General features: G+C 32.5%; 26 protein-coding genes. 20 read left to right on the plus strand and 6 right to left on the minus strand.

All coding sequences use genetic code 11. The features are described 5' to 3' along the window. Nucleotides 1-13: 13 nt before the first annotated feature. From galE to J5E45_RS14385, 7 genes are all read left to right on the plus strand, one after another. Entirely contained in the window at nt 14-1,015 is a 1,002-nt protein-coding gene (gene galE / locus J5E45_RS09185) for a UDP-glucose 4-epimerase GalE (protein WP_039068032.1), read from the plus strand. A 3-nt stretch (nt 1,016-1,018) separates the two neighbouring features. Continuing rightward, the gene (gene galT, locus J5E45_RS09190; protein ID WP_069792409.1) at nt 1,019-2,509 is read left to right on the plus strand and encodes a UDP-glucose--hexose-1-phosphate uridylyltransferase; all 1,491 of its coding nucleotides are present in this window, start codon (nt 1,019-1,021) and stop codon (nt 2,507-2,509) included. A 201-nt stretch (nt 2,510-2,710) separates the two neighbouring features. Further along, entirely contained in the window at nt 2,711-3,496 is a 786-nt protein-coding gene (modA, locus tag J5E45_RS09195) for a molybdate ABC transporter substrate-binding protein (protein WP_069792440.1), read from the plus strand. Between the two features lie 12 nt (nt 3,497-3,508). After that, complete coding sequence (modB, locus tag J5E45_RS09200; RefSeq protein ID WP_039068029.1) at nt 3,509-4,180, plus strand: molybdate ABC transporter permease subunit; 672 nt, start codon at nt 3,509-3,511, stop codon at nt 4,178-4,180. After that, the gene (locus J5E45_RS09205; protein WP_069792410.1) at nt 4,181-4,786 is read left to right on the plus strand and encodes an ATP-binding cassette domain-containing protein; all 606 of its coding nucleotides are present in this window, start codon (nt 4,181-4,183) and stop codon (nt 4,784-4,786) included. A 205-nt stretch (nt 4,787-4,991) separates the two neighbouring features. Further along, nucleotides 4,992-5,327, plus strand: coding sequence for an MBL fold metallo-hydrolase (locus tag J5E45_RS14380; protein ID WP_237282866.1), 336 nt, complete (start codon nt 4,992-4,994; stop codon nt 5,325-5,327). Nucleotides 5,328-5,341: 14 nt separating this feature from the next. Then, nucleotides 5,342-5,821: a metal-dependent hydrolase gene (locus tag J5E45_RS14385; RefSeq protein ID WP_237282867.1), complete on the plus strand. Its 480-nt coding sequence runs from the start codon at nt 5,342-5,344 to the stop codon at nt 5,819-5,821. A 36-nt stretch (nt 5,822-5,857) separates the two neighbouring features. Here J5E45_RS14385 and cudC read toward each other — a convergent pair whose 3' ends face one another. Continuing rightward, nucleotides 5,858-6,415 carry a choline uptake/conversion transcriptional regulator CudC gene (cudC, locus tag J5E45_RS09215; protein ID WP_107548703.1) on the minus strand — a complete coding sequence of 186 codons (558 nt, stop codon included), beginning with the start codon at nt 6,413-6,415 and terminating at the stop codon, nt 5,858-5,860. Between the two features lie 232 nt (nt 6,416-6,647). On the opposite strand from cudC, the gene J5E45_RS09220 reads away from it, so the two are divergent. Together J5E45_RS09220 and J5E45_RS09225 are read left to right on the plus strand one after the other, a co-directional pair. Continuing rightward, nucleotides 6,648-7,652 (plus strand): ThiF family adenylyltransferase, encoded by a 1,005-nt coding sequence (locus J5E45_RS09220; protein ID WP_069792412.1) that lies wholly within the window; start codon nt 6,648-6,650, stop codon nt 7,650-7,652. Nucleotides 7,653-7,662: 10 nt separating this feature from the next. After that, on the plus strand, nt 7,663-8,169 hold the full coding sequence (locus J5E45_RS09225; protein WP_172643877.1) for a MogA/MoaB family molybdenum cofactor biosynthesis protein: 507 nt from the start codon (nt 7,663-7,665) through the stop codon (nt 8,167-8,169). Nucleotides 8,170-8,366: 197 nt separating this feature from the next. On the opposite strand, the gene moaC is transcribed toward J5E45_RS09225, so the two are convergent. Beyond that, nucleotides 8,367-8,852 (minus strand): cyclic pyranopterin monophosphate synthase MoaC, encoded by a 486-nt coding sequence (gene moaC / locus J5E45_RS09230; protein WP_039068022.1) that lies wholly within the window; start codon nt 8,850-8,852, stop codon nt 8,367-8,369. Between the two features lie 65 nt (nt 8,853-8,917). On the opposite strand from moaC, the gene J5E45_RS09235 reads away from it, so the two are divergent. From J5E45_RS09235 to J5E45_RS09265, 7 genes are all read left to right on the plus strand, one after another. Next, entirely contained in the window at nt 8,918-10,177 is a 1,260-nt protein-coding gene (locus tag J5E45_RS09235) for a molybdopterin molybdotransferase MoeA (RefSeq protein WP_069792413.1), read from the plus strand. Beyond that, nucleotides 10,174-10,665, plus strand: coding sequence for a molybdopterin-guanine dinucleotide biosynthesis protein B (gene mobB / locus J5E45_RS09240; RefSeq protein WP_101093818.1), 492 nt, complete (start codon nt 10,174-10,176; stop codon nt 10,663-10,665). The genes J5E45_RS09235 and mobB overlap by 4 nt, the downstream gene beginning before the upstream one ends. Next, nucleotides 10,666-11,121 carry a molybdenum cofactor biosynthesis protein MoaE gene (locus tag J5E45_RS09245; protein WP_039068018.1) on the plus strand — a complete coding sequence of 152 codons (456 nt, stop codon included), beginning with the start codon at nt 10,666-10,668 and terminating at the stop codon, nt 11,119-11,121. Next, the gene (gene moaD, locus J5E45_RS09250) at nt 11,118-11,351 is read left to right on the plus strand and encodes a molybdopterin converting factor subunit 1 (protein ID WP_039068017.1); all 234 of its coding nucleotides are present in this window, start codon (nt 11,118-11,120) and stop codon (nt 11,349-11,351) included. The genes J5E45_RS09245 and moaD overlap by 4 nt, the downstream gene beginning before the upstream one ends. 7 nt (nt 11,352-11,358) lie before the next feature. Beyond that, nucleotides 11,359-11,967 (plus strand): molybdenum cofactor guanylyltransferase MobA, encoded by a 609-nt coding sequence (gene mobA, locus J5E45_RS09255; RefSeq protein ID WP_039068015.1) that lies wholly within the window; start codon nt 11,359-11,361, stop codon nt 11,965-11,967. A gap of 14 nt (nt 11,968-11,981) precedes the next feature. After that, nucleotides 11,982-13,004 carry a GTP 3',8-cyclase MoaA gene (gene moaA, locus J5E45_RS09260; protein ID WP_069792416.1) on the plus strand — a complete coding sequence of 341 codons (1,023 nt, stop codon included), beginning with the start codon at nt 11,982-11,984 and terminating at the stop codon, nt 13,002-13,004. Between the two features lie 480 nt (nt 13,005-13,484). Beyond that, nucleotides 13,485-13,844, plus strand: coding sequence for a transcriptional regulator, SarA/Rot family (locus J5E45_RS09265; protein WP_208182103.1), 360 nt, complete (start codon nt 13,485-13,487; stop codon nt 13,842-13,844). 509 nt (nt 13,845-14,353) lie between these two features. Here J5E45_RS09265 and J5E45_RS09270 read toward each other — a convergent pair. Continuing rightward, the gene (locus J5E45_RS09270; protein ID WP_039068011.1) at nt 14,354-15,565 is read right to left on the minus strand and encodes an MFS transporter; all 1,212 of its coding nucleotides are present in this window, start codon (nt 15,563-15,565) and stop codon (nt 14,354-14,356) included. Between the two features lies 1 nt (nt 15,566). Further along, the gene (locus J5E45_RS09275) at nt 15,567-16,001 is read right to left on the minus strand and encodes a MarR family winged helix-turn-helix transcriptional regulator (RefSeq protein WP_208182105.1); all 435 of its coding nucleotides are present in this window, start codon (nt 15,999-16,001) and stop codon (nt 15,567-15,569) included. A gap of 212 nt (nt 16,002-16,213) precedes the next feature. Here J5E45_RS09275 and J5E45_RS09280 point away from each other — a divergent pair, with 212 nt between their 5' ends. From J5E45_RS09280 to J5E45_RS09290, 3 genes are all read left to right on the plus strand, one after another. After that, a complete protein-coding gene (locus J5E45_RS09280; RefSeq protein WP_069792418.1) occupies nt 16,214-16,975 on the plus strand; it encodes a VOC family protein in 762 nt (253 codons plus the stop codon). 367 nt (nt 16,976-17,342) lie between these two features. After that, nucleotides 17,343-18,593, plus strand: coding sequence for a lipid II:glycine glycyltransferase FemX (locus J5E45_RS09285; protein WP_039068006.1), 1,251 nt, complete (start codon nt 17,343-17,345; stop codon nt 18,591-18,593). Nucleotides 18,594-18,781: 188 nt separating this feature from the next. After that, on the plus strand, nt 18,782-21,979 hold the full coding sequence (locus J5E45_RS09290) for an efflux RND transporter permease subunit (RefSeq protein WP_208182109.1): 3,198 nt from the start codon (nt 18,782-18,784) through the stop codon (nt 21,977-21,979). A gap of 214 nt (nt 21,980-22,193) precedes the next feature. On the opposite strand, the gene mspA is transcribed toward J5E45_RS09290, so the two are convergent. Together mspA and J5E45_RS09300 are read right to left on the minus strand one after the other, a co-directional pair. Further along, the gene (gene mspA, locus J5E45_RS09295; protein ID WP_039068004.1) at nt 22,194-22,511 is read right to left on the minus strand and encodes a membrane stabilizing protein MspA; all 318 of its coding nucleotides are present in this window, start codon (nt 22,509-22,511) and stop codon (nt 22,194-22,196) included. A 64-nt stretch (nt 22,512-22,575) separates the two neighbouring features. Continuing rightward, nucleotides 22,576-22,752 (minus strand): SE1832 family protein, encoded by a 177-nt coding sequence (locus tag J5E45_RS09300; RefSeq protein WP_172643876.1) that lies wholly within the window; start codon nt 22,750-22,752, stop codon nt 22,576-22,578. A gap of 151 nt (nt 22,753-22,903) precedes the next feature. Here J5E45_RS09300 and J5E45_RS09305 point away from each other — a divergent pair, with 151 nt between their 5' ends. Next, nucleotides 22,904-23,812 (plus strand): AEC family transporter, encoded by a 909-nt coding sequence (locus J5E45_RS09305; RefSeq protein WP_101051089.1) that lies wholly within the window; start codon nt 22,904-22,906, stop codon nt 23,810-23,812. Nucleotides 23,813-24,047: the final 235 nt, after the last annotated feature.

Consider the following 24,047-nt stretch of genomic DNA (forward strand, 5'->3'; position numbering starts at 1 on the left):
GGAAGGTTTTTATATGTCTGTTTTAGTGTTGGGTGGGGCAGGTTATATAGGCAGCCATGCCGTAGATCAATTGATTGAGAAAGGTTACAAAGTTGTAGTTGTAGACAATTTAGGAACGGGACATAGAGAAGCAGTGCATCAAGATGCAAGTTTCTATGAAGGTGATATTCGTGACAAAGCATTTTTAGAACACGTTTTTACAAATGAACATATTGAAGGTGTGTTTCACTTTTGTGCATACTCATTAGTTGGAGAATCTGTAGGAAAACCATTAGCTTATTTCAACAATAATGTATATGGCTTACAAGTATTATTAGAGGTAATGTATGCGCACCAAGTAGAGCATATTATATTTTCATCAACAGCGGCAGTATATGGAGAACCAGATATAGTACCAATCACAGAAGAAGATTCTAAAACACCAACGAGCCCATACGGCGAAAGTAAATTAATGATGGAAAAAATGATGCATTGGTGCCATAATGCTTATGGTATAAACTATGCTGCGCTGCGCTACTTTAATGTTGCTGGTGCTAAACAAGGTGGATGGATAGGTGAAGACCATCGCCCTGAAACACATTTGATTCCTATTGTATTGCAAGTGGCGTTAGGACAACGTGATGCTTTAACTATTTTTGGTGATGATTATGATACTGAAGATGGTTCTTGCATACGAGATTATTTACATGTTGTAGATTTAATTGATGCACATATTTTAGCTTATCAGTATTTACAAAACGGAGGCGTATCGGGTGCGTTTAACTTAGGTAGTAGTCAAGGCTACTCTGTTTTTGAAATCTTAGAAGCAGCACGTAAAGTAACAAAAGCACCAATTAAAGCTGAAGTTGGGCCAAGGAGAGCCGGGGATCCAAGTAAGTTAGTTGCGGCAAGTGATAAGGCACAGTCTGTCTTAGGTTGGAAACCACAACATGATAATATACACGACATCATTGATTCAGCGTGGCAATGGCATCATCAGCATCCTAATGGTTATCAACAAAGTTTGGAGGGATAACGCATGTTATTAAATCAACAATTAGTGCAGCAATTTGTCGCACAAGCAATTTCATTTGGTGATTATGAACAAGAAGATAGTATTTATATTCAAAATCAATTATTGCGTATTTTAAATGCTCGAGGGGTTACAGAGAGCTTGAAATCCCCATTAGCTAAAGATGCTACAGCAAATGAAATAACACAATATTGGATTAATGAAGCTATAAATGAAAATTGCATTGAAGATGCGTTATACGTTAGAGAAATTGTTGAAGCACAACTTTTAGATTTAATCACACCAAGGCCGTCAGTCATTAATAGGAAGTTTAGAGAAGCCTATGAACAATCGCCAGAAATGGCGACAAATTATTTTTATGAAATTGCTAAACGTAATCATTATGTGAAAGAAGATGCGATAGCAAACAATATTAATTATGAAGTGGATACTGAATATGGTGATATTGAAATAACTATTAATTTATCCAAACCAGAAAAGGATGCAAAGCAAATTGCAAAAGCTAAAGCTGCGCCTGCTACGGAGTATCCTAAATGTGCCTTGTGCATTGAAAATGAAGGTTTTCAAGGCTCTGTTACCCAAGCAGCGCGTGCTAATCATCGTGTGATACGTTTAAATTTAGATGGACAACCATGGGGATTTCAATATTCTCCATATGCTTATTTCTTAGAACATAGCATTGTTTTTTCTGAACAACATGTGCCGATGGAGGTAAATAAACAAACCTTTGTTAATTTAATTGATTTTATAAAAAAATTCCCACATTATTTTATTGGCTCTAATGCGGACATTCCGCTTGTAGGTGGATCTATACTATCACATAATCACTATCAAACTGGGAGACATGTATTCCCTATGGATAATGCAACGGAAATTGAAAAATTTAATATAACAGATTTTCCATCGGTAGAAGCAAGTACTTTAAATTGGCCAATGAGTGTGATTAGATTAAAAAGTAAAAACAGTAGTGAGTTAATTCAAGCGGCTACACATGTGATGACGCAGTGGAATCAATATTCTGATAATAGTGTAGATATTAAGGCTTATAGCAAAGAGGGAGAGAGACATCATACGATTACACCTATTGCAAGGTATAGAGATGAATTGTATGAATTGGATATTGTATTGAGAGATAATCAGACTTCTATGGAGTTTCCAGATGGCATATTCCACCCACACAAAGACGTACAACATATCAAAAAAGAAAATATAGGACTAATAGAAGTGATGGGAACGGCGATATTGCCTGGCCGTTTAAAAGAAGAATTGCAACAAGTGAAATCATATTTACTAGGTGCAGTCCATATTAATCTAGGCGTCCATAAACAATGGGCTGATGATATGAAGCAAACTTATGATATCGACACTGACAATGTAAATAAAATTGTAGATAATGAAGTAGGTTACAAATTTAAACGTGTATTAGAGGATGCAGGTGTCTTTAAAAATACTAAGTTTGGTCGAGCGGCATTTAAACGTTTCATAGATATTTTATGAATAAAATAAATTAACAATAATAGTATAAACAAGGTAGATAAAGTAGCTTTTATGAAACTTTATCTACCTTGTTGTTGGTTAGGAGTAAGATGAGGCTATCAAATAACAAATTTTGATTTGCTTCTATCTTATTCCTATTTTCTTGCTTTTATTTTCTTATTTGCAAGCATATAATAAAGTGAAGGAGTGATTTTTTTGAAAATTAAAATTAAATACTTACTTATTACATTTCTTGTCCTAACAATTATTTTGGCAGGGTGTTCTAATGAAAATAAGGGTAATAAAAATGCTAAAACGAAAAACGAAGAAAATGAAAAACAAGTATTACATGTTGCAGCAGCAGCAAGTCTTACAGATGCAACAAAAGATTTAGAAAAAGCTTTTAAAGATGAACATAGTAATGTAGACGTTACATTTAATTATGGCGGTTCAGGTGCTTTAAGACAGCAAATAGAAAAAGGCGCTCCTGTTGATGTATTTATGTCAGCAAATGAAAAAGATGTAGATGCACTTGTAGACAAAGATCATGCACAAAATACATATGAATACGCGAAAAATAAGTTAGTGCTTATCGGTGGAAAAGATAGTGACTATAAATCTGTTACAGACATTAAAGATGGCGACAAATTAGCTATTGGGGAAACCAAATCAGTACCAGCTGGCAAATACGCTGAACAATATCTGAAAAGTAATGATTTATTTGACAGTGTTAAAGCTCACCTCGTTTATGCAAAAGATGTACGCCAAGTATTAAATTATGTTGAAAAAGGTAATGCGCAAATGGGTTATGTCTACCAGACAGATTTATATCAGAGTCAACAAAACGGTAATAGTAAAGTCAAAGAGATTAATACCGCAGAATTACAAAATCCAATTGTTTATAAATCTGCTACGATAACAGATGATAAGCTAGCTAAAGAATGGATAGATTTCTTAAAAACAGATAAAGCAAAAGCTATTATGAAAAAATATAAATTCGAGGTATAGGAGGTTTTAGCAATGCAAGATATGACACCATTTTGGATATCACTTAAAGTAGCTCTAATTAGTACCATTATTGTTACTTTAATGGGTATTTTAATATCAAAATGGTTATATAAACGCCATGGTATCATTGCTAGGATCTTAGAAAGTATCATTGTATTACCAATTGTATTACCACCTACTGTAATGGGCTTTATTTTGCTAATTATCTTTTCACCCCAAAGTTTCGTAGGTGCATTTTTCAAGAACGTATTAAATATGCCAGTTGTTTTCACTCTGACTGGGGCTGTTATTGCCTCAGTAATCGTAAGTTTTCCACTGATGTATCAGCATACCGTACAAGGCTTTCGTAGCATTGATCATAAAATGATAAATACTGCTAGGACAATGGGAGCTAGTGAGAATAAAATATTCTTTAAACTAATTTTTCCTTTATCCAAACGGCCAATACTTTCAGGTATTATGATGAGTTTTGCACGTGCGATTGGTGAATTTGGCGCCACGCTCATGGTAGCAGGTTATATTCCAAATAAAACAAATACATTGCCATTAGAAATTTATTTCTTAGTAGAACAAGGTAAAGAAAATCAAGCTTGGTTATGGGTAATCGTGTTGGTAGCATTTGCAATTACTGTAATTGGAACTATAAATATATTGAATAAAGATCGTTTTAGGGAGGTGGAGTAATTGTTGAAAATACATTTAAATCATCTACTAAAAGATCAACAGTTAAAAATCGATATCGAGGATAATAAGCCTAAAATTTATGCGATTAAGGGTCCTTCGGGGATAGGAAAAACAACATTATTAAATATGATAGTTGGTTTAAGAAAGCCGAATAATGCTTTTATCCAACTCAATAATCACGTTATTTCTGATACAAAGCGGGCTATAGACGTGAAAATACAAAAACGAAATATTGGTTATTTATTTCAAGATTATCAATTATTTCCTAATATGGATGTTTATCATAATATAACTTTCATGGCCAAACCTTCTCAACATATAGACAGACTTTTACAGCAATTAAATATTGAGCACTTAAAAGCACAATACCCTTTGCGACTATCAGGTGGTGAAGCACAACGTGTAGCATTAGCAAGAGCGCTAAGTACAAGACCAGATTTGATATTATTAGACGAGCCATTTTCAAGTTTAGATGACGCAACTAAAACAGAAAGTATGGAGCTTGTTAAACGTATATTTGAAAAATGGCAAATACCTATTATATTTGTGACACATTCCGATTACGAAGCTACTGGCTTAGCACATGAAGTTATAAATATTGTTTGAATAATACTTATACTGGATATTTACAATGAATAAACTATACAGTCTGAAGAATTAATACCTAAGACTTTGTTTGTTATATAGAAACACATCTTCATGTAATATTAGAAGAATACAAAGAAAGCAATTTACAAAAATCGACTTCTATCCAGTCTCTCTAAATGCTTGGTTTAAGATTATTATAAATACTTTTTAAGGCGGTGAATATATGAAAATAGAGTTTTTGGGGACTGCTGGTGGCGTGCCTTCGTTGTATAAGTCAGTTTCACAACATAAAGACACTGTTCAGCGAACTGGCCCAGCTATTTATATTCACGATTTACAATTGTTAATTGATAACTCGGGAGATATTTTTTATCAATTACGACGTTCTCAAATATATGATATAAAATATGGATTATATTCACATTGGCATCCAGATCATACAATGGGTCTTAGAATATGGGAAACACTCAACTATGATTTTATTAATAAAATACCACAATCAAAAATGTCTAAAATTTATATAACAAAGCAACAAAAGGCAGATTTTAAAAATATTTAGGTCATTGGGACCACTTGAATTACTTGAGTGAAATTGGCGTGATTGAAAAAGAAGTTTTAGAAAATAATTCAACAATAAATATTAAAGATGTGTCGATAGAGTGGGTTCAATTAGCAGAGGAAATTGCATTTGGATTTTATATTATCGCGAATACACAACGTATTTTGATTATCCCAGACGAAATAAAAAATTATAAACCTAGCCAAAAGGTAAAAGAAGTTGACGTGGCGATTTTACCTTTTGGTAGTAACGAAGTTAATCCTGTAACTCATGAACGTATACTTGAAGCAGGGATTCTTGACGGTCTAGGAGAAACACGATTTGATGAAAGTGTAGCACTTGCACGTGAAATAAATGCAAAACATACTTACTTTACACATATAGAAGCAACAGAAAGTTTAAATAAATCACAGTTAATGATGTTAGAACAACAATTAAAGCAGTCAGGCTTGGATGCGACAATCGCTTATGATGGTTTAATTATCCAAATTTGAAAAAGGCATGAAGTCCCAATTGGAACTTCATGCCTTTTACTCGTCACGGGTATTTGGAATAGGGAAATGTTCGAAAATTTCCCCTGTATTAAGTGCTTCAGATAATGTAGATAACCAAGCATAATATACTTTAGAATGGTCCAATTGCTTTGACATTTCTTTAGCTTCTTCGATGACTTCCTCAGATGCACTTTCTGAATGAATAATGGGGTCCAATAATTTTTCTGCTCGTTGAATTGCCAATAAATTTAATTTAATTTCTCTATTCCATTTTTGTGAGAAAAAATTACCGAAGAAAGTAAAGAAATCTTTTTCAGCAACAAAATGTTGTTTTCTACTACCACGCGTAAATTGTTGTTTAACGCCATCAAATTCTTGAAGTTTTTTAACTCCTGCACTCATACTTGGTTTGCTCATTTGTAATTCATAGCGCATTTCATCTAGTGTCATGCTTTTTTGTTCGAACACCATCGTCCCATATAAATTGCCAACGCTACGGTTAACCCCGTAAAGATCCATAGTCTCACCTATAGAATTAATCACGATGTCTTTAGCTTGGGTTAATAGTTGTTCATAATCCCTTGAACGTGCCATTGATTCACCTCCGAATAGTATTCAATTAATTGTATCATGAACGCTTAAGCAAGGGGTATGATTAATTAATATATAGTTTATTGAAAATAATTTCAATATAGAAATGAATTATTAACTACAAATATTTAGCTAAGGGAAAACACTACTTTTCATAATATTAATACCAAAACATTGTTACATTGTGACCCAAGATTTATAATGGAAACAATGATGTATAGAAGGGGTAATGCGTGTGACTAAAGATCGCTATTCAAGACAAACTTTATTTAAACACATTGGTCCTGAAGGACAAGATAAAATTATAAATGCGCATGTTGTAATTATTGGGATGGGTGCTTTAGGGACACATCTTGCTGAAAGTCTAGTTCGAGCTGGTGTAGGTGCGCTGACAATCGTCGATAGAGATTATATTGAGTTCAGTAATTTACAAAGACAAACTTTATATACGGAAATTGACGCACATGAAGCTTTACCTAAAGTCGTTGCAGCTGAACGGCATTTAAAAGCAATTCGCCAAGATTTACATTTAATTTGTCATATTGCACATGTTAATCGGCAATTTTTAGATGAACATTGTAAAAATGTACAGCTTATATTAGATGCGACAGATAACTTTGAAACGCGTCAATTGATCAATGATTTTGCATTCCAACAAAGAATTCCTTGGATATATGGTGGTGTGGTAGAAAGTACATATGTAGAAACAGCGTTTATCCCAGGATTAACGCCATGCTTTAATTGTTTGATACCGCAATTACCTGTTATTAACAGAACTTGCGATACAGTTGGCGTCATCCAACCAGCTGTAGGTATGACGACAAGTTTACAGATGAGGGACGCGTTAAAAGTGTTAACCAAGCAAGGCATTGGCTCCAAAGTAACATACGGAGACTTATGGGAGGGTACACATTTTACGTTCGGCTATAGTAAATTACAGCGGGCACATTGTCCGACATGTGGAGAATCGCCCACATACCCACATTTAAACAAAACAAAGCGGCAATTTGTTAGTTTATGCGGACGAGATACAGTGCAGTATGAAAACCCTAACATTTCCCAGGAAATGCTAGAAGCATTTTTAGTAGAACATCAAATTGCATATAAGCGTAACGACTATTTGCTTCAATTTAAATACAAAGGGTATCGAATAGTAAGTTTTAAAAATGGAAGAATGCTAATACATGGCATGATAAAGCCTGATTTAGCTATTAAACTAATGAATCAACTTTTTGGATAAAGGAGGATTGATAACGATGCATACGAACGTAAAGTTGGATAAAGATATAAATTGCGCAATACTAACTGTATCTGACACAAGAAATTACGATACAGATAAAGGCGGTCAATTAGCAATATCGCTCCTATCTGAATTAAACGTTCATATTGACGAAAATCATTACCGCATTGTAACGGACGATATGTCTGCTATACAGACTCAGTTAAAACAATGGTTGACTGAAGATATTGACGTGATTATCACTACGGGTGGGACAGGTATCGCACAAAGAGATGTGACCATAGAAGCAGTGTCATCTCTTATCACAAAGGAAATTGAAGGATTTGGAGAGTTGTTTAGATATCTTAGTTATACTGAAGATGTTGGTAGTCGTGCAATATTATCAAGGGCGATTGCAGGGACAATTGGAAAACGATTAATTTTTAGTGTACCTGGTTCTACCGGTGCAGTTAGATTAGCTTTAAACAAGCTAATAAAACCTGAATTAAATCATTTAGTCCAAGAAATAACAAAATAAAGCAGGAGCGATATAAAAATCAAAAACATCAATTGATTTAATCATTTCGCTCCTAAGTAAATTGGTTCAATATTTGTTACACGTGATGATATCCATTTACCAAAAACAATATAAGTTTAAGGCCAGTAATATCATAAATCATATTATTATATGCAATTTAGCGCGGCATATACTAGTTAAAAATACATAACTGAGTATTAATTCGGTCGTTGGAAATCACCAGATTTACCACCAGTTTTAGATAGCAAATATGTTTCACCGATAACCATGCTTTTATCTAAAGCTTTAGTCATGTCATAAACGGTTAACGCAACTGCAGAAGCTGCGGTAAGTGCTTCCATTTCGACGCCAGTTTTTCCAGTTGTCGAAACACTTGCTTGGATATTTAAAGTAAACGATGTGGCATTTTCTTTCCAGTTAAATGAAACATCAATCCCAGTAAGCGGTAATGGGTGACACATAGGAATAATATCAGCAGTATTTTTTGCTGCCATGATACCTGCGATTTGTGCAGTATTGAGTACATTGCCTTTTTTATTTGTATTATCGACAATTTGCTGATAAATTGCTTGATTAACTGTAATACTTGAATGCGCAATGGCTGTACGTTTGGTAATGTTTTTTTCTGAGACATCAACCATTTTAGCATTACCTTGTTCATTGATATGTGTGAATTCAGACAAAGATATCCCTCCTAATCGTTTCCTAGTATATCACGAAATCCATTTTTTTAAGGAGTAGATTTTAAATGACAGTTGAAAAAAGAAATCCAATCCCAGTAAGAGAAGCAATCGATCGTGTTGTGAGCCAAAATATATATACTAAACAAATTGAAGTGCCTTTAGAAGACAGTGCTAATTATATATTAGCGGAAGATATTGTAGCTACATATGAAATCCCGAGATTTAATAAATCGCCTTATGATGGATTTGCATTGAGAAGTAAAGATACTGAAGGTGCCAGTGGAAATCATAGAATTACTTTTACAGTGATTGATCATATAGGTGCAGGATCAGTTTCTGAAAAAGAAGTAGGGCCTTTTGAAGCGGTACGTATTATGACAGGCGCTGAAATGCCAAAAGGTGCAGATGCAGTAGTAATGTTAGAACAAACAGTAGAAGATAAACAAAGTTTTACTATAAGAAAATCTTTTGATATCAATGAGAATGTGTCTTTAAAAGGTGAGGAAACACAGATTGGTGATATAGTATTAAATAAAGGTCAACAAATCAATCCAGGCGGTATAGCCGTGCTAGCAACGTATGGCTACACTCACGTTAAAGTATTTGATAAACCTAGTATTGGTATTATTGCTACCGGAAGTGAGTTACTAGAAGTTGGTGATGAATTAGAACCAGGTAAAATCAGAAATTCAAATGGGCCTATGATTGTAGCCTTAAGTCAAAAGTTAAGTTTAGATGTAGCATCTTACCAAATTCAAGAGGATGATTTGAAGAGTAGTATTCAAGTAGTAAGAGATGCTATGTCTAAACATGATATTGTTATCACAACAGGAGGTGTTTCTGTTGGTGATTTTGATTATTTACCACAAATTTATGACGCGATTAATGCGAAAGTATTATTTAATAAAATTGCCATGCGACCTGGTAGTGTAACAACAGTCGCAGTAGCTGATGGTAAATATTTATTTGGTTTATCTGGTAATCCTTCTGCATGTTTTACAGGTTTTGAACTGTACGTTAAATCTGCCGTACTACATATGATGGGGGCAACAGCTATTTATCCTCAAATTATCCAGGCGACTTTAATGGAAGATTTAACCAAAGCTAATCCATTTACCCGTTTCGTACGTGCAACAGCTACTTTTAATGGAAAAGCGATGACAGTCGTACCTTCTGGATTTAATAAATCGGGTGCAGTGGTTGCTATTGCACACAGTAATGCGATGATAATGTTGCCAGGGGGAACAAGAGGATATCAAAAAGGGTATACAGTAGATGTTATTTTAACGGAGTCACAAGCTTATGAAATGGATTGTTTTATATGATTCTACAAATAGTAGGTTTTAAAAACTCAGGCAAGACCACTTTGATGTCACATACAATTAAACTTTTGAAAGCACATGACTTAACCGTTGCTACTGTAAAGCACCATGGACAATATCAACAGGATTTTCAAGATGATGATATTACGTTACAAAAAGATCAGGTGGATCATATGAAACATTTTCATGCTGGTGCTGATCAAAGCATTGTACAGGGGCATGTATATCAACAAACAGTGACGAGAAATGAGAAACAAAGTCTTGAGGAAATCATAAATGAATCTGTTACAATAGACAGTGACATCATATTGGTAGAAGGTTTTAAAAATGCAGGTTTTGATAAAGTAGTCGTTTACACTAATGAAAATGAGCGTCAAGCTTTAGCCAAGCTTTCCAATGTACAGTATTATATGAAAATGAATGATATCAATGCAATGGAGCATTATGAAAATTGGTTATTAACTTATTTTAAGATAAAAGGAATGCATTAAATGAAGCAGTTTGAAGTAGTGAATGAACCCATACAAACAGAAAAGTACAGGGAGTTTGTGTTAAATGAACATCAGGGTGCGATTGTAGTTTTTACAGGACATGTAAGAGAATGGACAAAAGGGATAAAAACAGAATACCTTGAATATGAAGCTTATATTCCTATGGCAGAGAAGAAACTTGCGCAAATAGGTGATGAAATTTCAAAAAAATGGCCAGGGACCTTAACGGCGATTGTTCATAGGATAGGACCACTAAAGATATCAGATATTGCTGTACTTATAAGTGTTTCATCTCCCCATCGTAAAGATGCGTATCGTGCAAATGAATACGCAATAGAACGCATTAAAGAAATTGTGCCTATTTGGAAAAAAGAAATATGGGAAGATGGCGCACAATGGCAAGGACATCAACATGGTAATTATTATGATGCTGTTAAAGGAGATGATTCTAAATGAGGGTATTATACTTTGCAGAAATCAAAGATATATTAGCGAAAACATCTGAAGATATTGATTTGAGTTATGATATTACGGTAGATGAATTTTTAACAGATTTATTTGAACGTTATCCACAAATCAATGATAAACAATTTCAAATTGCAATTAATGAAGAATTCGTTCAACATGATGACATAGTACATCCAAATGATACAGTGGCATTAATTCCACCAGTTAGCGGAGGGTAAATAAGACATGAAGGCTATTATACTTGCCGGAGGACAATCAGAGAGATTCGGCAAACCAAAAGCTTTTGCACAAATAGACTCGCAATATTTTTATAAGCGAATTATTAGTGTGCTAGAAGCAACAAATATGTTTAATCAAATCATAATAAGTACAAATGAAGATTTAGCCACACAATTTGATTATGAAGATATTGTTATTGATGATAATCAAAATAAAGGTAAAGGCCCTTTGGCAGGTATTTGTTCCGTGATGAACTTATATAAAAATGAAGAACTCTTTTTTGTGATTTCGGTTGACACACCAATGATAACGCAAAAAGCAATTAGTAAATTATATCAATTTATGGTGGAACATTTGATAGAGGATCAATTAGATGTTGCAGGTTTTCATGAACAGGGAAGGCCTATACCGACTTTGGCTTTTTACAGCCCACATACATTAAAGACGATGAACGAAGCTTTAGTTTCAGACGATTTCAGTTTAAAAAATGTATATAGTAAAGTTAAAAGTGACTGGCTAAGTGTAGATACTATAGAATCACCAGACTATTGGTATAAAAATATAAATTATCAACAAGATTTGGACTCTTTACAACAAGATATATTAAATAGATAAGGAGGCCTAACGTTATGGTAGAACAAATAACTGATAAACTCGGACGTCCCATTCGCGATTTAAGATTGTCAGTTACTGATAGATGTAACTTCCGTTGCGATTATTGTATGCCAAAAGAAATATTTGGTGACGACTTTGTGTTCTTACCTAAAGATGAACTGCTTTCATTTGATGAAATGGTACGTATAGCTCAAGTCTATACAATGTTAGGTGTAAAAAAGATAAGAATAACAGGTGGAGAACCGTTATTAAGACGTGATTTAGATAAACTTATTTACAAATTAAATCAAATTGATGGAGTTGAAGATATTGGCCTTACTACCAATGGTTTGCTATTAAAAAAACATGGTCAAAAGCTATATGACGCTGGTTTAAGACGTATAAATGTAAGTCTTGATGCGATTGAGGATGAAGTATTCCAAGACATAAATAACAGGAATATTAAAGCTTCAACAATCCTACAACAGATTGATTATGCTGTTTCTATTGGTTTTCAGGTGAAAGTCAACGTTGTTGTGCAAAAGGGTGTTAATGATAATCAAATTCTTCCAATGATTCAATATTTTAAAGATAAGGAAATTGAAATTAGATTTATCGAATTTATGGATGTCGGTAATGATAATGGTTGGGATTTTAGTAAAGTTGTTACGAAAGATGAAATGTTAGAAATGATTGAAAAAGACTTTGATATTGAAGCTGTTAGCCCTAAATACTATGGGGAAGTGGCTAAATATTATAAACATAAAGGCACTGAAGCGCAATTTGGTTTGATTACAAGCGTTTCTCAATCTTTTTGTTCTACATGTACACGCGCGAGGCTTTCATCAGATGGCAAGTTCTATGGATGTTTATTTAGTACAGTAGATGGTTTTGATGTTAAAGAATATTTGAGAAATGGCGCGACTGATACCGAGTTATTTGAACAATTTAAGCTTCTGTGGAATATAAGAGATGATCGTTATTCAGATGAACGTACAGCCCAAACAGTTGAAAATAGAAAACGTAAAAAAATAAACATGAATTATATTGGTGGTTAATTTAATTAACTTATTTAATGATAATAGCTATTATCATTAAATATTAAGAACATCGACGTAATCATTACATTGCTTGAATGGGGTCACTCATTTCTTGTTACTACGTCCCTATTAAAGTAGGCATTTCATACATTGCTTACTTTAATAGGGATTATTTTGTTTTTAAAAATAAAATAAAAACAAACACATTAGCATAGCAAACACTACTATAATTATATCATATCATAAAGAGATTAAAGAATTATAAAATAATAATGTTAAATAAAGAGGTTAATCGAGGTTGAAACATTTTAGGGAATACAAATTTTTAAAGATATTCATTTTAAGTGATATAAATAATGTTCAATAGAAAAAAATATTTATCTTTTCGATTAAAAATAATAGATTAAAAGAAGAAAGTGTTATATAATACTTTTGAAGCTTATTCATTAAGTAAAGCCAAATAAAACAACTAGAGTAGTCAATAAGGAGGCCATTTTTATGGATAGTAAAGTATCATATTTTATAACATCTGAAAGAGATTTGTGTCAGTTAAAGCATTGGTTAAAATCGAAGCGTAAAATGTCAATTGAAGAATTTGTTGTATTGTTTAAAGTATACGAAGCTACAAGAATAAGTGGTAAAGAATTACGAGATGCCCTTCATTTCGAAATGCTTTGGGATACTAGTAAAATCGACGTAATTATAAGAAAGATTTACAAAAAAGAATTGATTTCGAAAGTTCGTTCTGAGACAGACGAAAGACAAGTTTTCTATTATTACAATAATGCTCAAAAACAGTTATTAGATGGCATCATTAAAGAGGTTGAGCAAATTAATGTTGCACAACCAACAAAATGATACATAAGTGATATAACTACAAAAGTAAAGATTAGGTTGGGGCATAAATCCTAGAAAAATAACACTCAGATGTTTTAATTCTGTACTGAACCCTAAAAGTTAGATTTTTAGTCTAACTTTTGGGGGGCACATCAATTCAAATCATCTGAGTGCTTCTTTTTATTCAATACTTCGTATTGTTGGCTCGCTTTCTTAAGGGACAGCTTCAGCCTGTAGTCCTCAGCTTATCCTGTTCCCTCAAAAGTCTCGCCAAAATACCTCACATTTATATATAATTTTACATTATAATACTTTAGAAAAATAACGCCCTTACGTATAATTTAATAAACACGACTAAACTAAATTAACGAGCTAACTATAACCAAAACAATAATGAAAAAGACAATTTCTATTTTATTTCAATAGAAATCGTCTTTTTTCACTAATACAAGAATTTTATATTCTAGATTCTTATCCTTACTATTTTATTACCATAGTTAGATAATAAAATAATATTAAATAAATATTTTCTAGTTAGAAGTTAATTGCTTTACTTTTCTACCATGTAAAAAGTAATAAATAATTGCAGTTATCAATACAATGATTGCCATGATGGCGTAAAGTTGTGCGTAACTTACAGAAGAAGTGATAAAGCCTAATACATATGGTCCAAAACCAAGGCCTAAATCAAGTCCTATGAAATAAGTTGAAGTAGCTATGCCATATTTTGCAGGTGGAGATACTTTTATAGCAATTGCTTGCATACAAGAAGAAATATTACCGTAACCAGCGCCTAAGAATAAACCAGCTAGAATAAGTAACCAACCATTATTTGTAATGCTCAAGGTTAAAAAAGTAATAATTAAGAAAAAGAATGCTGGGTATGCAATAACATTTTCATTTTTTTGGTCCATTAAGCGACCTGCTATTGGTCGAGTAACTAACGAAGCGATAGCGTAAAATATAAAGAAGTAACTAGATATAGTTACAAGGTTGATTTCTTGTGCAAAGAACTGTAAAAACGTAAGAATTGAGGAATACGTTAGACCTGATATTAACATAATGATAGCAACAGGTACTGCTTCTTTTGCGATATAATTGTTGATATTAAATTTCTTATTTTTAACTTGTTCAGACGTAGTTTGCGTTTTTGCTTCTAATTTAAACTCTAGGTTTACAAAGAATGAAATAATAAAACTAACAATGCCACAGACCAAACAAATCAAAAATAATAATTTAATTGGGAAAGTATTGATAAGTAATAAACCAAAGAAAGGACCTATTGCGGCGCCAATAACAAGACTTAATGAGAATAAGCTGATACCTTCACTTTTTCTATCATTTGGTGTTACATATGCTGCAATTGTCCCTGTTGCGGTAGTAGTAACGCCTGTAGCAATTCCATTAATTAATCTAGTAAACATTAATAACGCCAATGATCCTTCTATAAAATAAAAGAGTTGCGTGATGATTAAGAATATCAAACCAATTAATAAGATGGTCTTTGGGCCTACTTTATTAACATATTTACCGGTCGCGAATCGACCAATTAGTGAGCCAATGATAAATAAGCCTGAAACGAGTCCAGCGATACTATCAGAAACATTGTATTCTGATTTAGTATAACTGGCTATAATAACGATAAGTAAATACATACTAAGATATATTGCAAAGTTCGTTATAAAATTGATATTAAAGCTTTTAGTCCATATAGGGGATCTCATGGATGATGATTGATTCATATTATATTTCCTCCATTTTTGTTATCTCTTTATGAATTTTTTCAATGACTTTAACTGTATATTGCAAATCATCTTCAGATAAACCAGTTTTTTGAATGATTTCTTCTTGCACGATAGACACACGTTTATTAATTTTGTCATAAAGGTCTTGTCCTTCTTCAGAAAAAGATAATAATTTTTCTCTTTTATCATCACCTGTTTCTATCTTTAACAAAGACTTTTCAGAGAGTACTTTTAAAATTTTACGAGTCGTAGGTTTTTCGATTGCGCGACGTTTAGAAATTTGAACTAAAGTAGTTGGTGAATTAAGCGCAATGTCTTTCATTACTAACCATTGTGCAGGGTATAAGTCATAATCTTCAAATATAGGTGAAAATAACTTTGTATAAGGTCGGTAAATTGCAATTAAATTATTGAATATACTAGATGTATTCATAATAACCTCCTGAAAATAGTTAGCAAAGCTAACTTTTAATAACGAATAATATTCTAAACCTTTTTAGTAAATAAATCAATAGTATCTTTTTAAGTAACGGTGAAAAATTGTGATATGGATAGAATTAACAAATTATTTGGCTGTTTATAAGAAGTAAAGTGGTACGCAATTTGTTATGATTAGGTTAAAGACGAAAACAGGGGAGAAAAGTTATGCAATATTTAAAATTAGATCATTTAGTACACTATATACAACATTTGGACAACTTTAAATATCCAGGACATTTGCTAACTTTACAACAAGGTGGACAACACGAGAAATTAGGTACATATAATAGGTTGGCTTACTTAAACAATGCATATATTGAGTTAATTGATGTATACAAACCGGATGTCTTACAAAAAATAATTAAAACTGATGAGGGCAGGGTGTCATTTCCTTCTAAAATAGTTCAAGATAATTATGCACAAGGTTTAAAAACATTAGCCTTTCGTACACAAGATATTGAGCAATTAAAATTAGACTTAGAAAAAAAAGATGTAGAGGTTATTGGTCCTGTAAACATGCAAAGAGAGAATATGAAAGGCGATAAAACGTCTTGGAAATTATTATATATTGCTGACCCAGATTATAGAGTAAAACCCCCATTTTTTATCCAATGGAATGAACAAGAAGATACGCGGAATGAAAAGTTAGCATCATTACGTCAAAATGAATTTATAATTCAATCTGTTGAATTGACTAGTACTGAGCGTGAACATACAGTGAATAAGTGGCAACGTTGGTTTGATATGGAAATTATAAACGAAACAGAAAGTGTCACAACATTAAAATTAATGGGGGATGAAATATTATTTAACATTAGTGATGGTAATGATTCAGGTTATAAATCAGTCACTATAAAAGATAATAAAACAACGTCCCCTTATACATTAATTATACGTGGTTTAAGTTACAAATTTATAGCAGACTAATAAATATATAAATATGCACTATGTGCAATTATGAATATGTGTATCAAAGATATGATAAGTGTTAAAATAGCTAAGTAAGTAGAAATTTTTTGAGTACGCAATAATACTAAATAAACAGATATTATAAATGTGAAAGCTGCTAAAATGATTCTTAAGCTTAAATATGAAATTGTAAGTGGTTCATTGATAGCTTGAAAAATGAAAATTAAATTAATTAATAATAGTAAACCAGTAATAAAAATCCTCATAAAAAAACCTCATTTCTATATTTATTATAGTATAGCAAATGATGGTTTGTATGTGAAAATTAGAATAAAACAATATATAATATCAAAGAATTGAATTGATAAAGGAGAAATCGGTTTTTATGGAAAAGATGAATATCACTAATCAAGCGCATGATGCATTTGTTAAAGCTCATCCGCAAGGTGACTTATTACAATTAACTAAATGGGCTGAAACCAAGACATTAACTGGCTGGTATTCAAGACGTATCGCAGTTGGAGAAGAAGGAGAAATTGTGGGTGTAGGACAACTGTTGTTTAAAAAAGTGCCTAAGTTGCCTTATACACTTTGTTATATTTCACGTGGTTTTGTTACTGACTATAGTAATAAGTTGGCTTTAGAGACATTGTTGGAAGCTGCTATGCAAATTGCTAAAGAAGAAAAAGCGTATGCAATTAAGATTGATCCAGATGTAGAAGTAGATAAAGGTGCGGAAGCTTTAACCAATTTACGTGCATTAGGTTTTAAACATAAAGGATTTAAAGAAGGACTATCTAAAGATTACATACAACCAAGAATGACAATGATTACACCAATCGACAAAACAGATGAAGAATTGATTCAAAGTTTTGAGCGTCGTAATCGTTCAAAAGTAAGATTAGCATTAAAACGTGGTACGACAGTTGAACGTTCAAATAGAGAAGGTTTAAAAACATTTGCTAATTTAATGCAGATTACAGGAGAACGTGATGGTTTTTTAACAAGAGATATTAGCTATTTCCAGAATATCTATGATGCCTTACATCCTGACGGTGATGCAGAGTTATTCCTAGTTAAATTAGAACCCAAACCAGTTTTACAAGAATTAAGAAAAGAATTACAAGAAATTGAAGCTGAAAAAGTAAAACTAGCTGAGAAGAAACAAGATAAAAAGACACTTAATAAAATCAACGATGCAGATAATAAAATCAGTAAAACGCAAGAACTGATTGATGAAATGGTTACATTAGAAACTAATCATCCAGAAGGTATATACTTATCAGGCGCATTGTTAATGTTCGCAGGTAATAAATCATATTATTTATATGGTGCTTCTTCAAATGAATATCGTAATTTCTTACCAAACCATCATATGCAATTTGCAATGATGCAGTATGCTAGAGAGCATGGCGCCATGACTTATGATTTTGGGGGCACAGATAACGATCCTGATAAAACTTCTGATCATTATGGTTTATGGACATTTAAAAAAGTTTGGGGCACTTATTTGAGTGAAAAAATTGGTGAATTTGATTATGTATTAAATCAACCACTATATCAAGTTATTGAGAATTTTAAACCTAAACTTACTAAAGCAAAAATTAAATTATCAAGAAAATTAAAAAATAAATAAGCAATCAAATTCAAATGCATGCACGTTATAAAGTTTTAGAATTAATTTAATAAACTATATAACGTGCGCTATTTATGTATACATATTTTACCGGTATTTATATTAATTAATGTTAACGCATCAAAAAGGGAAAATTTATTATTACTACAGAATGTGTCTTACTTAAGAAAAGGGAGAGGGGAAATTATATGATAAAGAAAATGTTGCAGTTTTCGTTGGGGAATAAATTCGCCATATTTCTAATGGTAATATTGGTTGTTTTAGGTGGATTATATGCTAGTGCTAAAATGAAATTGGAATTATTACCTGATGTAGAATCTCCAATGATTACAGTACAAACTTCTATGCCAGGTGCTACGCCGGAAACAGTTAAAGAAGACGTCAGTGATAAGATTGACGATCAAGTTAGATCGATGGCTAGTGTTAAAAATGTCACAGCACAGTCCATACAAAATGCTTCTATGGTTACAGTAGAATATGAAGAAAGTGTAGACTTGGATAAAGCGGAAAATGATTTAAAAAAAGAAATTGATAAAATCAAATTTGATGAGGGTATCGAAGAACCTGAACTTTCAAGAAATTCAATGGACGCCTTTCCGATTGTAGCATATTCATTTACCACTAAAGATAATAACTTAAAAGATACAACTAACAAAATTAATCATCAATTAATACCGAAACTACAAACAATAGATGGTGTACAAAATGCCCAACTAAATGGTCAAACATCACGTGAAGTTTCTATTAAATTTAATCAAGATAAACTTGAAAGTAATGGTTTAACCAAAGATAGCATTGAACAGTATTTGAAAAGTGCTACAAGTGAAACGCCACTGGGATTATTCCAATTTAATAATACGGAAAAATCTGTTGTTATTGATGGTGAATTTACATCTGTAGATGCACTTAAAAACTTAGACATACCATTATCTGTTGGTGCTAGTTCAGGTGCTGCGCAGTCACAAAGTGAAGGTGATTCAAGCGATCAAATGATGCAAGAATCTAATGGACAAAGTGAGCCACAAACTTCAGCTAACGCTCAGGCACAATCGGACAGTTCTTCATTGAGTAGCCAATCTGAAGAAGCTGAAATACCTTCAGTTAAATTAAAAGATATTGCAGATGTAACAGCCGGAGATGAACGTGAATCTATATCTAAAACAAATGGTAAAGATGCTGTAAACGTACAAATTACAAAAGCGCAAGATGCAAACACAGTTCAAGTAGCTAAAGATACGAAAAAAGAAATAGATAAACTTATTAAAGAAAACCCAGATATGGTTGCTACAAAAGTAATGGATACAGCAAAACCGATTGAAGACGCACTGTATACCATGATTGAAAAAGCGATATTAGGTACGATTGTGGCAATTATTGTTATTTTATTATTCTTAAGGAATATTAGAACAACAGCAATTGCCGTTGTTTCAATACCGATGTCTATTTTAATAGCGATGGTTGCTTTAAAATTATCGGATGTATCACTAAACATTCTAACATTAGGCGCATTAACGGTTGCAATCGGCCGGGTCATAGACGATTCAATTGTAGTAGTAGAAAATATTTATCGAAGATTATCAGATAGAAATGAGTCATTATCAGGAGATCGATTAATTGTAAGTGCAACGAGTGAAGTATTTAAACCAATCATGTCATCAACGATTGTAACGATTATCGTGTTCTTACCGCTAGCATTTGTCACTGGCTCTGTTGGTGAAATGTTTAGACCTTTCGCATTAGCGATAGCTTTTAGTTTATTAGCGTCGTTGCTTGTTTCTATTACAATTGTGCCTGCTTTAAGTGCTACATTCTTTAAAAAAGGCGTTAAAAACCATAAAGAAGAGTCTCTAGGTTTTATTGGTAGAAAATATAAAACAATTTTAAAATGGTCATTAAATCACAAATGGCTTGTTATCTTAATTAGTACGATTATTTTAATAGCAAGTATTGGATTAGGTGCAGCTAAGTTAGGAACTAGTTTTATTTCTACGGGTGAAGATAAATTTATGGCATTAACCTACACACCAAAACCTGGAGAAACGAAAAAAGGTGTGTTAAATCATGCAGAACAAGTTCAAAAATATTTAAATAAAAAAGATAAAGTGAAAACTGTACAATATTCTGTTGGGGGCGCATCACCTACAGACCCAACTGGTAGCTCAAACAGTATGGCAATTATGGTGGAATATGATTCAGATACACCAAATTTTGATGAAGAGCCAGATAAAGTGTTACAACACATAGAAAAATTTAAACATCCAGGTGAATGGGCAAATCAAGATATGGGAACAGGTGGTAGTAATAATAAACTTGAAGTTTCAGTGACTGGACCAACGCTTGAAGCCATTAAAGGTACAGTTAATAAAGTTGAAGATGAAATGAAAGACATTAGTGGTATGGCTAATGTCAAATCTGATTTAACACAGACATATGATCAATATAATATTAAAGTAGATCAGAATGAAGCCGCTAAATATGGCTTGTCAGCATCACAATTAGCGATGACCCTAAATCAAAACACACCTGAACAAAGTGTTACTACTGTAAAAGAAAAAGGGAAATCCATTGATGTGAAGATTAAGGAAGATAAAGAAACAGATTGGTCGAAAGAGAAGTTAGAAAATACGGAATTACAAACACCGATAGGCCGAACAATAGAATTAAGCGATATAGCTACATTAGAACAAACTAAAACACCGAATAAGATTGAAACAAAAGCAGGTGATTATACTGCTACCGTCTCAGCTAAAGTGACGAACGACGATGTTGGTGGTACGGCTCAAAAAGTGTTATCTAAAGTGAACGACCTTGATACGCCTACGAATGTGAAAATAAACGTAGGAGGCGCGAATGAAGATATTAGTAATGCAATTACTCAATTAGCTTTCGCCATGTTAGCAGCTATTATCATTGTTTATTTAGTGCTAGTGCTAACATTTAAAGGGGCACTTGCACCTTTCACTATATTGTTCTCTTTACCATACACAGTAATTGGTGTAGTACTCGCATTAGTCATTACGGGAGAAACCATTTCTGTACCAAGTATGATTGGTATGTTGATGTTGATAGGTATTGTTGTTACTAATGCTATTGTGTTAATAGACAGAGTGATTAATAAACAAAAGCAGGGTCTAGAAATGAAAGAGGCGCTATTAGAAGCTGGTGGAACACGTATTAGACCAATACTAATGACAGCATTAGCTACAATAGGGGCACTTGCGCCAATGTTATTTGGTGAAGATAGTTCAATCATTATTTCTAAGGGTATGGCAGCAACTGTTGTTGGAGGATTGATATCTTCTACATTATTAACATTGATTGTCGTTCCGGTTATTTATGAAATATTATTTACTTTAAAAGACAAAGTAATACGCAAAAAGAAATAATTTAAATAAGCATAAAGAGAGTCCGAGGCATAAGTATGTGTCTCGGATTATTCATGTGTTAAAGCACTCTTGTTTAAGTTTAACTAATGGAATGAATATTTTTATATAGAAGCCGTTTCTGCTCACATTCAATTAATGCATAAAAGACGAGACCGTAATCAATATGTAAAATTTGATTGCGGTCTCACATTTATATAAGTATTCAAATGTTATATTAATATAATACTAAAGTTAAAATAGCATAGATTACAAATAAAATAATCGTAATAATATTTAAAATTTGTACTGCTTTTTGATCTTTTTTACCACTTTTAAAACTTGTGATTTCCACGTTACCAACTAATAGTAAGAGTAGGATAAATACCCACCAGTTGATTGCAGGGAATGAAAGTGTTGTAATTGCTACTACGAATAATAATAATAAAGCCATAATTATTCGCAAAATGCGAGTGATGATTGTGTTCATTTTAAATATACTTATGTAACTCACAATTAGATAAAGTATTGGTAACAAGATAAGATATAGTTGCATACGTTGACATCCTTTCTATATTCGCTCTTAATCTTAGCATGTAAAAAATAGATTGACTAGGATGTTATCTATGTTCTTTTTGACTAATTTCTGAACGCACAGATGCAATTTCTTCTTCTATCTCTTCAAGTTGTCTTACCAATGGGTCTACATCTTGGTTGACGGATTCTCTTTTTTCCAAATCGCCTTGTAATCTGACATAATCATATTTAAGTTCTGCTAATTTATCATTTAAATTCATTGCTAGTCACTCCTTTTTTTATATAGCATTGGACTACACGAGTTTGACTAAAATTATAACATGAAATCGAAAGCTTCTAAAATAACCAACATTTATGTTAAAGTATGAAAATGGATTGAAAACGAAAAAATGTAATGAAAGAAGGATTATTGTGACTCAACAATTTATCATAATTATTATACTGATTGCATTGGGTTATACATTAAAGAGGATTAATTACTTTAAGGCGAATGATAGTCAAGTATTCTCTACCTTAGTATTAAATGTCACATTGCCTTCGCTAGTAATAGTTAATTTGAACGGTGCAGAATTAGATTTATCACTTTCAATTTTACCAATAATGATGATTATTTATGGTATTCTTGCCAAAATTATTGTGGTCTGGTTATTTATAAAATATGATAATCAGATTCGTGGTGCCACTGGCATGATGATGGCTTCGTTAAATATAGGGTTATTTGCGTATCCACTCGTTGAAGCGATATGGCCACAAACAGGGATGATATACTTTGGTATGGCTGATATAGGTGGGGCTATTATCATGTTTGGTGTAACTTACTTTGTCGGTAGCTATTTTAGTAGTGCAGGGGATAGTTTCGACTTTAAATATTTAGGGAAAAACTTGCTTAAATCGGTGCCACTCATGACATATATTATAATGTTTATCTTAAATATGCTTGATATTCATTTTCCAGAGCCAGTAATTGATTTCTTCTCTGTGTTATCAGGTGCGAATATGCCATTATCAATGATTTTACTAGGTCTGATGTTAAACTTCAGTATTGATAAGAGATTCTTACCAATTGCTCTTAAATATTTAGCTATACACTATGGCTTAGGTATTATTGCTGGTTTATTAGTACATTTCTTTTTACCAGTTGACGATGAGATGATCAAAACAACTCTACAAGTTGCCTGGTTATTACCAGTTGGCGTAGCTATCATACCTTACTCCATACAATTTAAATATAAAACTTTACCACTAGTAGGTATGGTCACTAATTTAACGATTGTCATTAGCATTGTCATTTTATATATTTATCAAGCTTTATTTGTATAAAACGTTTTTAATGAATACTTTATTTATCAAACACATGTTAAGGTTGCGGCAATTAATTGCCGCAACCTTAATCGTTATATGGGCAGTAGCTTAAACTCTCCTCTATTTATTAGCTTTATTAATTGAAAAACAAGAATAATAATACATTTCAGTTTAATTTAACACTATATATATATGAATAAAATAAAAAGTGCTCGAGACAAAAGTTTATTGTCTCGAGCACTTTAATTATAAA

Source organism: Staphylococcus shinii, assembly GCF_017583065.1.
GTDB classification, from domain to species: Bacteria; Bacillota; Bacilli; order Staphylococcales; family Staphylococcaceae; genus Staphylococcus; species Staphylococcus shinii.